Annotated in this window: 11 protein-coding genes and 2 riboswitches; of the genes, 7 read left to right on the top strand and 4 right to left on the bottom strand. The window is 41.5% G+C overall.

Translation table 11 applies throughout. From position 1 onward, the window contains the following. Window positions 1-121 precede the first annotated feature (121 nt). On the bottom strand, window positions 122-1,330 hold the full coding sequence (locus tag ACFQ4X_RS04895; protein ID WP_379833429.1) for an ornithine--oxo-acid transaminase: 1,209 nt from the start codon (window positions 1,328-1,330) through the stop codon (window positions 122-124). Window positions 1,331-1,477: 147 nt separating this feature from the next. On the opposite strand from ACFQ4X_RS04895, the gene ACFQ4X_RS04900 reads away from it, so the two are divergent. Continuing rightward, on the top strand, window positions 1,478-1,834 hold the full coding sequence (locus tag ACFQ4X_RS04900) for a DUF1516 family protein (RefSeq protein WP_379833430.1): 357 nt from the start codon (window positions 1,478-1,480) through the stop codon (window positions 1,832-1,834). Between the two features lie 159 nt (window positions 1,835-1,993). Further along, complete coding sequence (locus ACFQ4X_RS04905) at window positions 1,994-3,835, top strand: sensor domain-containing protein (protein ID WP_379833431.1); 1,842 nt, start codon at window positions 1,994-1,996, stop codon at window positions 3,833-3,835. A 401-nt stretch (window positions 3,836-4,236) separates the two neighbouring features. Here ACFQ4X_RS04905 and mtnA read toward each other — a convergent pair whose 3' ends face one another. The 3 genes from mtnA to ACFQ4X_RS04920 form a co-directional block, all read right to left on the bottom strand. After that, window positions 4,237-5,292 carry an S-methyl-5-thioribose-1-phosphate isomerase gene (gene mtnA / locus ACFQ4X_RS04910; RefSeq protein ID WP_379833432.1) on the bottom strand — a complete coding sequence of 352 codons (1,056 nt, stop codon included), beginning with the start codon at window positions 5,290-5,292 and terminating at the stop codon, window positions 4,237-4,239. 3 nt (window positions 5,293-5,295) lie between these two features. Continuing rightward, entirely contained in the window at window positions 5,296-6,513 is a 1,218-nt protein-coding gene (gene mtnK, locus ACFQ4X_RS04915; RefSeq protein WP_379833433.1) for an S-methyl-5-thioribose kinase, read from the bottom strand. A gap of 87 nt (window positions 6,514-6,600) precedes the next feature. Beyond that, window positions 6,601-6,773: riboswitch (SAM riboswitch) on the bottom strand. 423 nt (window positions 6,774-7,196) lie between these two features. Then, on the bottom strand, window positions 7,197-7,979 hold the full coding sequence (locus tag ACFQ4X_RS04920) for a carbon-nitrogen family hydrolase (RefSeq protein ID WP_379833434.1): 783 nt from the start codon (window positions 7,977-7,979) through the stop codon (window positions 7,197-7,199). A 106-nt stretch (window positions 7,980-8,085) separates the two neighbouring features. Between ACFQ4X_RS04920 and ACFQ4X_RS04925 the strand changes: the two genes are divergently transcribed. The 5 genes from ACFQ4X_RS04925 (at window position 8,086) to ACFQ4X_RS04945 (ending at window position 12,734) form a co-directional block, all read left to right on the top strand. Further along, window positions 8,086-9,264, top strand: a complete 1,179-nt coding sequence (locus tag ACFQ4X_RS04925; protein ID WP_379833435.1) for a pyridoxal phosphate-dependent aminotransferase — start codon at window positions 8,086-8,088, stop codon at window positions 9,262-9,264. A gap of 56 nt (window positions 9,265-9,320) precedes the next feature. Then, a riboswitch (SAM riboswitch) is annotated at window positions 9,321-9,435 on the top strand. Window positions 9,436-9,642: 207 nt separating this feature from the next. Then, a complete protein-coding gene (locus ACFQ4X_RS04930) occupies window positions 9,643-10,884 on the top strand; it encodes a 2,3-diketo-5-methylthiopentyl-1-phosphate enolase (protein WP_379833436.1) in 1,242 nt (413 codons plus the stop codon). Next, on the top strand, window positions 10,881-11,546 hold the full coding sequence (locus ACFQ4X_RS04935) for a 2-hydroxy-3-keto-5-methylthiopentenyl-1-phosphate phosphatase (RefSeq protein WP_379833437.1): 666 nt from the start codon (window positions 10,881-10,883) through the stop codon (window positions 11,544-11,546). The genes ACFQ4X_RS04930 and ACFQ4X_RS04935 overlap by 4 nt, the downstream gene beginning before the upstream one ends. 2 nt (window positions 11,547-11,548) lie before the next feature. Then, window positions 11,549-12,220: a methylthioribulose 1-phosphate dehydratase gene (locus ACFQ4X_RS04940; protein ID WP_379837040.1), complete on the top strand. Its 672-nt coding sequence runs from the start codon at window positions 11,549-11,551 to the stop codon at window positions 12,218-12,220. After that, complete coding sequence (locus ACFQ4X_RS04945) at window positions 12,198-12,734, top strand: 1,2-dihydroxy-3-keto-5-methylthiopentene dioxygenase (RefSeq protein WP_379833438.1); 537 nt, start codon at window positions 12,198-12,200, stop codon at window positions 12,732-12,734. The genes ACFQ4X_RS04940 and ACFQ4X_RS04945 overlap by 23 nt, the downstream gene beginning before the upstream one ends. Window positions 12,735-12,958 lie beyond the last annotated feature (224 nt).

The following is a 12,958-nucleotide window of genomic DNA, read 5'->3' on the forward strand; positions in this document are numbered from 1 at the left end:
CCTAATACCCCTCCTGGTATGGACTGAGAACTGTTTCGGCAAACGAAACTGAACCATATTAAAGGCTTTCAACCTAAAAAAATGAAAAAGCTGACCCACGAGAGTCAGCTTCCCACAATTATTAAACAGAAAGAACGTTTTTAATGCGCTCAATCGCCCAATCTAAGTCTTCTTCAGAAATGATCAGCGGCGGTGCGAAGCGGATTACGTTTTCATGTGTTTCCTTACATAATAAGCCTTGCTCTTTTAGTTTTTCACAATAAGAACGAGCTGGTTCGTTTAGCTCAACTCCGATAAATAATCCTTTTCCGCGAACTTCTTTGATCGCTGGATTATCAATCTTCTTAAGCTCGCCTAGGAAATACTCCCCAAGCTTTAATGAACGCTCAACCAAGTTCTCCTCAACAAGTACTTCAAGAGAAGCTACAGAAACTGCGCAAGAAAGCGGGTTTCCTCCAAATGTTGATCCGTGTGATCCAGGGTTGAATACACCAAGGATTTCCCGGTTAGCTGCAACACAAGAAATCGGCATAACGCCTCCACCAAGTGCTTTTCCTAGGATGTACATGTCTGGCTCAATTTCTTCCCAGTCACAAGCGAACATTTTACCAGAACGGCCAAGACCGGATTGGATTTCATCTGCTACAAAAAGAACATTTTCAGATTTACACACTTCAAGAGCTTCCTTCAAGAAGCCTTCACGCGGGATAACGATTCCTGCTTCACCTTGAATCGGTTCTAAGATAAATGCTGCAGTGTTAGGTGTAATAGCAGCCTTCAATGCATCTAGATCACCGTAAGGAATTACTTTAATTCCCGGAAGCATAGGACCAAATCCGCGCTGATAATCTGGGTCAGAGCTCATGGATACGGCTGTCATTGTACGGCCATGGAAGTTTCCTTCGCAAACGATGATTTCTGCTTGGTTATCAGCAACACCTTTCACATCATATGCCCAGCGGCGAACAGCTTTGATTGCTGTTTCAACAGCTTCAGCACCAGTGTTCATAGGAAGCACCATGTCTTTTTTCGTCAGGCTAGAAACTTTTTCATAAAAATCGCCTAGCTGATCGTTGTGGAACGCACGTGAAGTCAGTGTTACTCTGTCTGCTTGATCTTTAAGAGCTTGGATGATTTTAGGGTGGCGGTGTCCTTGGTTTACCGCGGAGTATGCACTAAGCATATCCATGTAACGGTTTCCTTCAGGATCTGTTACCCATACACCTTCCGCTTTTGAAATTACGATTGGCAGCGGATGATAGTTTTGTGCACCATACTGCTCCGTTTTAGAAATAACAGTTTCCGTATTCTTAGTCTGTGTCTGTTTCATAGGGAACACCTCTATTCTGCAAGATTTCTCACAGTGCTATTATACCAGTGAAAGTGCTTTCTTTACAGGGGCAACTCATTTGGTTGTCTTGTTGGATAGACTTCGTGGTATATTAATATGGAGAATTATACATAGGAGGATATATTTATGATTCATGCACATGTTACATCTTGGTTTCTGGCTCTGATTTTGTTTTTTGTAACGTATATGCTATACAAAAAAAATGCCGGGAAAAAATCTAAAATTTTTCATATGATTCTGCGAGTTTTGTATTTAGCAATACTTGCAACAGGCGGGCATATGCTTGCTGGCTACCTCACAGACCCTGGAATTGTAAATAAAGGTCCACTTATTATTAAAGGTGTTCTAGGGCTAGTTATGATCGGATTGATGGAAATCATTCTTGTTCAAAGAAAACGCGGTGAAGGCCGTTTAATGAACTGGGTGTTTTTCTGGATATCACTTGTTTTAGTATTATTCTATGGTTATATCGTGCTTCGTTAAATGATAAAAAGAAATCGTCTGATATTAAATCAGGCGATTTTTTATATGGTAAAAATAACCACCAATAGTCCTGTTAAAATATTGAACTGTGCACCGATATTAATAGTGGCATAATGCTCGAATCCATATGATTGTTCTTTTAGCAGATGAGGTGTAATCATGAGAACCTTCAATTATCTAAACAAAAATGAAAATGATTTAAAATTAAAAATGCCGGAGCAATCACAAGAAATAGATGATCTTTTAGCGATGTCACACTTAGTGCAAGCAAGTGCGAAAGAAATGGAGCAGCTTAATAATACTCTTCTCGAGTCTGAACAGCGGTACAAATCACTCTTCGATCATAACCCGGATATGATCTATTCTATGGATATGAATGGATATATTACGAGTGTGAATCCAGCACTTATTCAAACATTAGGATTTTCAAAAAAAGATATGCTCCAAGCTCATGCGTTAAATTTCGTATGTAAAAAAGATCACAAGCGTGTTGTTGAACATTTTCGTCTTGCTATACATGACAAACCCCAAACTTTTGTAACGAGTATCAGGAAAAAAGACGGCAGCGAAATCGTATGCAGCATTACGAACATACCGATCGTTGTGAACCAGGCCGTAGTTGGTGTGTACGGAATAAGCAAAAACATAACGTGGCAGAAAAATGCAGAAGAAAAGATAGAAAGACTAGCTTTTCATGACTCACTGACAGGCTTGCCGAACCGAAATCAATTTGAGAAAAGACTTCGTGAGTTAGTGGAAGAGAATCATCATACCAAAAATAAACTAGCTGTCATGTTTATAGATATAGACCATTTTAAAATTATAAATGAAAGTCTTGGTCACCATATCGGCGATGTAGTATTAAAGCATGTTAGCAAGCAGCTTAGACAGACGATTAAAGGGGATGACCTTTTATGCCGTTTTGCCGGGGATGTGTTCACGCTTATCCTGCCAACGCTTGATAAGCCGGGAGAAGTGATAGACACGGCAAACAGAATTGCAGAAGCGCTAAAAATGCCAATCTATTTAGATGGACAGGAATATACGGTCAGCGCATCGATCGGAATCAGCATCTATCCAAACGATAGTAAGGAAGCAGATGTACTGATAAAAAATGCTGACATTGCTCTTCATAAGGCAAAAGAAAAAGGACGCGGCAAACGTGAGTTTTTCACTGACGAAATGAACGCATTTACACTTGAACGCCTTAAACTCGAAGGCTATTTAAGAAAGGCGGTTCAAAAAGGAGAGCTTCAGCCTTACTTTCAGCCGCAGCTTTGCATGAAGACGGAAAGAATCACAGGTTTCGAAGCACTCGTACGCTGGAACCACCCGGAACTTGGCCTTGTCTCACCGATGCAGTTTGTTCCTCTTGCAGAAGAAATTGGCCTCATAGATGACATTGGAAGATTTGTTCTCTTTGAATCTTGTAAACAGCTGAAACACTGGCACGATGAAGGTGCACACCATCTTTCAATTTCTGTTAATGTTTCAGGAAGGCAGTTTCAGAGATTGTCATTCGTATATGAAGTAAAAGAGGCGCTGCAAACGTCAGGAATACCTGCTGAGTGTCTGCATTTGGAGTTAACCGAAAGCACGATGATTCATAATGTGCAATACAGTATAAGTATTATGCAGGAATTAAGAGAACTAGGTGTTAAACTATCGATTGATGATTTTGGTACAGGCTATAGTTCACTTAGCTACTTAAAAGATTTTCCTGTTGATTCGCTTAAAATCGATCAAAGCTTTATCCGCCACTTGAGTGATGACTTTTTCAATACGAGTGATGCCGCCATCATTAAGGCTATTATTATGATGTGTGAAGGTTTGTCGTTAACTACTGTGGCAGAAGGTGTTGAATCGTACGAACAGATGAAGCTTCTTCGTGAATATGGCTGCCATACCGCACAAGGATATATCATCAGTAAACCGATGCCTGCTAAAGAAGCACAACTTTTTTTAGATGAATTTTATACAATGAAAAACAGCACATCCTGACAACGGGGTGTGCTGTTTGTTTAGGTTTTTTTCTAAAGCATTGTTGACTTTAGATACTTTTTAAAAAACTTCATTGAAAAGTTGATTGGAGTGCAATGTGCGAGACTCCTCGAAAATGAAAATCACATTTTCTTCGTGCGATGTAACGCTGCCGAAGCCTTCCTTGTCCTGCGGGATCAGCGTGCCAGCTACCTGAGTATTCTTCTCGCAAGGCATGCGACGAGGAAGCTCACTTCGTTAGGAGTTGCTTGTAGACGCAGGAGCAGACATGCTTCACTGAGACTCCTAATGGTGCATAGCGCCAAGGAGGCTCACCGCACGCCCCGCGGAAAGCGAGCATCCTGGAGCGGAAATCAACCACTTCTAGTAACAGCAACGTTTACGAAAACAGCCTTCTTTTATTAGTTGTTTTCCTTCTTAAGCTCATATAGAGAATCCTTGTAGTTACCGCTTACAATACCTTTTTCCGTAATGATGGCTGATATATACTCAGCGGGTGTTACGTCAAAAGCAGGGTTGAACACTTTAATGCCTTCAGGTGCAATACGGATACCGTTTAAATGAGTGACTTCTTCTTCAGGACGCTCCTCGATCGGAATATCTTCACCGCTTGCTGTTTCTAAATCTAAAGTAGATAAGGGGCAAGCGACATAAAAGGGAATGCTTAGTGCTTTTGCCTGGAGAGCTAATCCGAATGTTCCGATTTTGTTAGCGGTATCTCCATTCGCCGCAACACGGTCACAGCCGACGATAACGGCTTTAATATTTTTTGTTTTAAGGGTATGTGCGGCCATATTGTCTGTAATGAGCGTTACATCAATATCATTTGCCTGCAGCTCCCAAGCTGTTAAACGAGCTCCTTGGAGGACAGGTCGTGTTTCGTTTGCATAAACGGAGAGATGCAATCCTTTTTCTTTAGCAAGGTGAAAGGGAGCCAGTGCTGTGCCGTATTTACTCGTTGCGATCGCACCAGCATTGCAGATTGTCATTACTGCATCGCCATCCTGTAAAAGTGAAAGAGCATATTCACCAATCTTGCGGCATGTGTTTTCATCTTCTGTTTGAATGTTAATAGCTTCTAGTTCAATCTTTTCTTTAGCATCGTCTACCGAAACGGCTTTTTGCGCCGCGCGAACTACCCGGTCCAGTGCCCAAAATAAGTTAACAGCTGTCGGCCGAGAGGAGGCGAGGTAATCTCGCTTAACTTGCAGCTTTGATAAAAATGATTCAAGTTTATTATCTATCTCGCTGTTGCTCCAAAGCACAAGGCCAAAAGCGGCCGAAATGCCGATTGCAGGTGCACCCCGCACCTTTAGGTTTGAAATAGCATCCCACACATGTTCAATACTTGTTACATTCAAGTATACAGTGTGATGCGGAAGCTGCTGCTGATCTAAGATAAGAAGATGGTCCCTGCGATATCGAACAGAAGGGACCCATTTTTCAGCTACGGTCATTCTTTATGCACCTCTAATCCAATCAGTTAGTTGAGTGATACTCGTAAATTTTCTTTGGTTTTTTATGAGATAGCTTCCTAGCTCAAGCGCTTTTTTCTTATAAAAAAGTTCAATATCTTTTTGTTCAATGGAATCAAGGTCAGCAACATGTGCAAGTCCGATCGTTCTTCGTATTACTTCACAGCCGGCAAATCCGATTGCTTCCTGAAAGGTGTGCCGAAGGAAATTTTCAAGAACGCCTTCTGTTTTAGCAAAAGGATCTGATGCTTTTTCGCGCCATAGTTCTGTAAAAGTATTCGTGTATGTCTCCCATGTTTTCTCGATCGTTTGCAGCAGGAAGGACTGTACATTTTCCCGATGAAACGGTTCTTTTGCATGTGCGTTTTGTGAAAGATGATTCAGTGTCAGATTCGCAAAAAAGTGTGCAAGATCAAAACCTGCTGGACCATAGAAAGCAAATTCCGGATCAATCACTTTTGTCGAGTCTTCTTTTACAAAAATACTTCCGGTATGAAGATCGCCATGCAGCAAAATCTCAGCTCTAGTTAAAAAAGAGAATCGGAGTTGAGCGACTTCACGAAGCAATTCTTGATCTGCCCAAATTTTTTCTGCGTCACTTCTCAGTTCAGCAGGAAAATCGTTTGTGTCATGATCAAAAAATGGATCTGTAAATACCAAGTCCTCTGTAATCTTGCAAAGTTCAGGGTTGGAAAAACGCTTTACCTGTTCTTTTTTATCAAAAGGGTGAAGATAAAAATCACTGGAATAAAAAGCTGTATTTGCTGTGAAAGTTCCGATATCTTTTGCAAGAAGAGGATACGTATTCCCTTCGATCAAACCTTTGCGCAATATGACATGGTCTGAAAGATCTTCCATCACTGTTACGGCTAAGTGTGAATCGGAGTAATAAACTTTTGGTACGAGATGCGGAACGGACTCAGCTTCATGCAATAAAGCATCACTTTCAATTCTGGCTCTGTCTAAAGTAAGCGGCCAGCTTTCTCCAACTACTTTTGCATAAGGAAGAGCCTGCTTCACGATCAGTGCTTGTTTGGAATCAGGATCTTGTACACGGAAAACAAGATTTAAGTTGCCATCACCAATCTCTTGAACAACGAGCTCGTTTAGAGAGGCTGTATCAAAAAAGTTCAAAGGTTTAATTACATCGAGTACAGTCAGTTCGTTTAATGGTTCATATGCTGATTTTACTTTTACGGTCATTTTTTGTTCCCCCCGGAATGTTTTTAAAAAATAAAAGAGCCTCTTTTCATATTAGAAAAGAGGCCCGGAAAGACAGTTGTCCCGCGCCTCTTATCTTAGCAAAACGAGTAGTTTTGCTGGAATTAGCACCGTGCCATACGCTGATTTTAATAAAAAATCCAGCGGCTCCCCATATCTTGCGGGCGCCCCATTTCACAATGGTATTACGGTCGGTTGCTGGGTTTCATCGGGCCATTCCCTCCACCTGCTCTTGATAAGAGACCAATTATTCAGTTCGTTAAAAGCGAAATAATATTCGCGCAATTCATAATCGTTATACTACAATGTTTGGAAACGGTTTGTCAAACTTTTTTTAGGTAGCTGTTCTTGTAAAGCTTATTGAAAGTGTTGATTTCCACTCCAGGTGCTCGCTTTCCGCGGGGCGTGCGGTGAGCCTCCCCTGCGTTGTGCGCTTAGGAGTCTCACCTGTCCCGCTAATCCCGCAGGAGTCTCGCACCTTGCGCTCCAATCAACTTTCGACGATGTACTTTTAAAAAAAACATCAAAAACAACAATCTTTTAGAAAACAGCCTTTAGAAAAGAACCTTAAGAAAAGAGGAAGCGGTTGATTTCCGATTCAGGATGCTCGCTTTTCGCGGAGCGAGCGGTGAGCTTCTTCGGCGCTTGCACTAGTGGGGTCCCACTTAGTAAAGATCCACACGTCGGTCCTTAAAAACAGGAACCTTCGCCCGGACTTCATCAACCAATTCAGGAGATATTTCAGCAGTAAGGATTTCTTCTTCAGAAACGGAGGCTTCTGCGACAATATCGCCCCAAGGATCGATGATCATAGACTGACCGGCGAATGTATTGTTAGGATCACTTCCTACACGATTACAAGCAACAACATAACACTGATTTTCAATAGCCCGGGCAATCAAAAGAGCACGCCAATGAGTCTGTCGCTGGATTGGCCATTGAGCAGGAACAAATAAAACTTTTGCTCCTTTTATAAAAGGCATGCGTATCCATTCAGGAAAACGGATATCATAGCAGATTGCAGCTGAAGACAATATCCCATCAACAGTGAAAATACCGTTTTCTTTGCCAGGAGCGATATATTTTTCTTCTTCCATAAGCGTAATAAGATGTGCTTTCGAATAAGTTCCGATATGCTGACCTTTTCTGTCAAAGCTTAGCATTGTATTATAAACGTCATTACCTTGCCGAAACGCCACAGATCCGCCAACGATGTTAATTTCGAACTCTTTAGCAAGGATACTGAGCCATTTTTTTGCTTTTTCACCATTTTCATCACTGATCTCGTCAAGGCGCGACAGATCATACCCTGTATCCCAAAGTTCAGGAAGCACTATGGTGTCAGGCTTGTGAAGACGAACCGCCTCACGAATTTCTTTCTCAATGTGTTCCATATTTTTTCCTGGATTTCCAAATTGGACATCGACCTGTATACATACAATTTTCACAAAAACACTCCCTTATGCCAAAAAAAGTCTTTACAGAATTTCCTTAAGCGTATAACATAACTGATTAGAATTTCAAGAACATTCAAATTAGACTGGAAGTGATCGTTTGAAACGTTTTGAACAGGCAGAGGTCATGGGGAAACTGCCGGAACAATTTTTCGCTAAACTTGTAAAAAAAGTATCACAGTATGTGGAGCAAGGCTATGATGTTATTAATCTTGGACAAGGGAACCCGGACCAGCCCACGCCAAATCATATTGTGGATGCGTTAAAAGAAGGGGCAGACAATCCTGCATATCACAAATACTCGCCGTTTCGCGGACATTCCTTTTTAAAGCAGGCTGCAGCCGATTTTTATAAAAGAGAATACGGAGTTACGCTGGATCCGGAAAAAGAAGTAGCAGTATTGTTCGGAGGTAAAACGGGTTTAGTAGAGTTATCTCAGTGCTATTTAAATTCAGGAGATATTGCTCTTGTTCCAGATCCCGGATATCCTGATTACTGGTCAGGAATCGCAATGGCTGGGGCGAAGATGGAGACGATGCCTCTCTTAGCAGAGAATGCTTTTTTGCCTGATTATGATCGTTTAGAGGAAAATGTGCTGCAAGAAGCTAAACTTATGTTCTTAAACTATCCGAACAATCCGACAGCTGGTGTCGCTACGAAGGATTTTTTTGAAGAGACCGTTGAACTTGCAAAAAAACATGATATTTTAGTGTGCCATGATTTTGCGTATGGTGCTATTGGATTTGAAGGCAAAAAGCCTGTCAGCTTTTTAGAGGTTGATGGAGCGAAAGAAGTTGGAATAGAAATCTATACACTGTCCAAAACATACAACATGGCTGGCTGGCGTGTCGGTTTCGCAGTCGGAAATGAGCAAGTCATTGAATCTATCAACCTTCTTCAAGATCATTTTTATGTCAGTCTATTTGGAGCCGTGCAGCATGCAGCGGCCGCTGCGCTTAATGAATCCCAAGAATGCGTGGATGAACTAGTAGAGACATACGAAAAAAGACGCAACGCTTTTATCGGCAGGTTGAGAGAAAACGGATGGAACGTCGATGCTCCAAAGGGTTCGTTCTTCTGTTGGCTCCCAGTTCCTGAAGGATACACGTCAGAAACGTTTGCGGATCATTTACTAGAAAAAGCTCATGTTGTCGTTGCTCCAGGGGTCGGATTTGGAAAAGAAGGAGACAAATATGTGCGGGCAGGTTTGCTTACTTCAGAAGAAAGGCTAATAGAAGCAGCCGACAGAATCGCAAAAGTCATTAAAAAAATTGGTTGACAGGATCTTCATGCCCTGTCATAATCACAATTAATATTATATTCGAACAATTTGCACTCTTATTAAGAGCAGGTGGAGGGACTAGCCCGATGAAACCCGGCAACCATTCAGCTAATGTTTTAGCTGAAAACGGTGCTAATTCTTGCAGTCAAATAGACTGAGAGATGAGAGGAAGCGGACCTGCGATATTTAGCGCCCCTTCCTTTTGGATGGGGCTTTTTATATGTTCTTTGATAAGCGGCGAATCTCGTCGTCAGCTTTGTTTCTCCGGTACTCACGTATGTTTAATACGCTGCGTTCCTCGAAACTTAGCTTCCTCGACCTTCTTGCTTCTGAATGAACATGAATATTAGTGTGTTTGAGAGGAGTTTTAACGATATGGGAAAAGTAACAGCGACCTATTTGGTTCATGACAAAAAAGGAAATTTAGATAAAAAAGCTGAAGGCATTGCGCTGGGATTGACAATAGGATCTTGGACAGATCTGCCGCTGCTTGAGCAAGAACAGCTTCGAAAAAATAAAGGTGTTGTAGAAAGTGTCGTTGAACTGGAGCGTGACGATGCAGCTGATCGGTTTTTAGGAAATCAGCGTACGAGAGGATTGCTAAAGATCTCTTATCCTTCTGCAAATTTTTCTAACGATATTCCAGCAATTTTGACGACTGTCTTTGGCAAACTGTCTCTTGACGGAGAGATTAAGCTCGTAGATTTGGAGTTTGATAAACAGCTGGAATCGAGTTTCCCAGGACCGAAGTATGGAATATCTGGGATACGTGATATTTTAGGTGTTCATAACCGGCCGTTAGTGATGAGTATTTTTAAAGGAGTGCTTGGTAAAGATCTTTCATTCTTTAAACAGCAGCTATATGAACAGGCACTTGGCGGGGTAGACCTTGTGAAGGATGATGAAATTCTTTTTGATAATCAGCTGACTCCGTTCGAAGACCGCATTAAGACTGCAAAAGAAGTGCTGCAGCAGGCAGAAGTCAGAACTGGTGAAAAAACGCTGTACGCAGTGAACTTAACTGGGAGAACAAGTGAACTGCGTGATAAAGCAAGGCGCGCTGCAGATCTGGGTGCAAATGCATTGCTGTTCAATGTGCTGTCATATGGACCTGATGTGCTTCAGGAGTTGGCAGAAGATAAAGAAATACCTCTTCCGATCATGGCACATCCTGCGTTGTCAGGCGCAATCGGTTCATCTTCTCTCTATGGAATAGGTTACTCAGTATTGCTCGGAAAACTTTTTCGATATGCAGGAGCAGATTTAGTACTGTTCCCGTCTCCATATGGAAGTGTGGCACTTGATAGAGATGAAACACTAAATATTGCAGAAGCATTAACAACAGATAATATTGCGCTAAAAAAATCATTCCCAGTACCATCAGCCGGAATTCATCCTGGATTAACTCCTGTATTGTTTAACGATTTTGGCTTAGATAGTGTAATTAATGCTGGAGGGGGAATTCACGGTCATCCTGACGGAGCAGCAGGCGGGGCACGAGCATTCCGTCTAGCTGTAGATGCAGTAGTTACAGGCGAAGATCTAGAAAATTATGCCGAGAAACACCCGGAACTTCAAAAAGCTTTGGAGTTATGGGGCGGAGTGCCTGTAACATGACGCGCAAAGTAATCTTCTGCGATTTTGACGGAACTGTTACCGAGAAAGACAACATCGTAGCCATAATGGAAGAGTTCGCTCCAAATGGATGGCAGCCGATTGTGAACGATATTTTAAACGAAAACATCTCGATTCGAGAAGGAGTAGGGAAGCTGTTTTCACGGATATCTTCCAACAAGAAGGAGGACATCATACAGTTTGTTTTGACTCGTTCCAAAATAAGAGATGGGTTTAAAGAATTTATAAATTTTACGAAGCAAGAAAAAATTCCGCTTTATATCGTAAGCGGAGGTATTGATTTCTTTGTTCATCCAGTGCTGAAAGATAAACTGAATCCTGAACAAATCATCTGCAATCATAGTGATTTTTCCGAAGAGCAAATCAAAATTACGTGGCCAAACAAATGTGATGAATTTTGCCAGAATGATTGCGGGTGCTGCAAGCCTTCCTTTATCAGAAAGACAGATAACCAATATCACGATTTTCAAAAAATAGTAATCGGTGACTCCATAACGGATCTTCAGGCTTCTAAGCTTGCCGATGTAGTTTTTGCAAGAGATTACTTAATTGAAAAATGTGAAGAAAACAATATTCAATATACACCTTTTGAAACATTTTTTGATGTCATCCATGCATTGGAAAAAGAGGAGGTAAGAAGTTGACTATTCATGAACAACGCTGGAACGAATTGGCCGATGTGAAAGATGAGTTAGCTGCAAGAAACTGGTTTCCTGGAACTAGTGGAAACGTATCGATAAAAGTTGAAGAGAGTCCGCTAACATTTTATGTTTCTGCAAGCGGCAAAGATAAAACGAAGCGTACGTCAGAAGATTTTTTACTCGTTGATGGAGAAGGGAAAGCTGTTGAGCAGACATCGCTTAAAGCTTCTGCAGAAACCGGCATTCACTGTGAAGTATATCGTTTAACAGATGCAGGCTGCTGTCTGCATGTTCATACCGTTGACAATAACCTTATCTCAGAGCTGTATGGAAACGATGGAGAAATTACATTTCAAAGACAAGAATTAATCAAGGCATTTGGAATATGGGAAGAAGACGGGAGTATTACAGTGCCTATCGTTGAGAACCATGCAGATTTGACTAAGCTGTCTGAAGCCGTTGCCGGTGTGATAAAACCGGATACGAAGGCAGTGCTGATCCGCAATCACGGAATCACGGTTTGGGGAAAAAATGCATTTGAAGCGAAAAAACATTTGGAAGCTTTTGAATTTCTTTTCTCCTATCATTTAAAACTTCAAACACTTTCTTTTTTAAGCAAAAAAACAAAAAATAAATCATTTGGAGGAGTAAAACATGGCACAATTAAGATTTCATGACAACAACGAAAGAATCGAAAATCAAAGTGAAGTAGAAGCTTACTTAAATTCACAGGAAGTTATTTATGAAAAATGGGATATTGAAAAACTTCCTCAAAACCTTCGTGAAAACTACTCTTTAACGGATGAAGAAAAAGAAGAAGTGCTCCAGACGTTCCAAAGCGAAATTAATGATATTTCGGAGCGCCGGGGGTATGTAACTTCAGATGTTATCTCTCTGTCTGATGCAACACCAAACTTAGATGAACTATTGAAAAATTTCTTATCTGAACACCACCACACAGATGATGAAGTGCGCTTTATCGTTTCAGGTCATGGAATCTTTGCGATCGAAGGGCCAAACGGCAGATTCTTTGATGTAGAACTTGAGCCGGGCGATCTTATATCTGTTCCTGAAAATTACCGTCATTACTTTACTCTGCAGGAAGATCGAAAAGTAGTAGCAGTACGCATCTTCAAATCAAAAGAAGGCTGGGTGCCGATTTACGACAAGGAACCTCAGGAAGCGAAATAAGCTTAACGAAGACACACCATATTAGATGAAATGGTGTGTTTTTTCTATATTAATGAAAGCAGAAGCGAAATTATGCGGGCTCAGGAAGATTTATGCGCGCTCGGGAGGATTTATGCGCGCTCGTGGAGATTTATGCGCGCTAGGGAAGATTTATGCGCGCTCGGGAGGATTTATGCGCGCTCGAGAGGATTTATGCGCGTTCGGGGAGATTTATGAGCGCTCGA

This window comes from Fictibacillus halophilus, from assembly GCF_042680145.1.
GTDB lineage: Bacteria > Bacillota > Bacilli > Bacillales > Fictibacillaceae > Fictibacillus > Fictibacillus halophilus_A.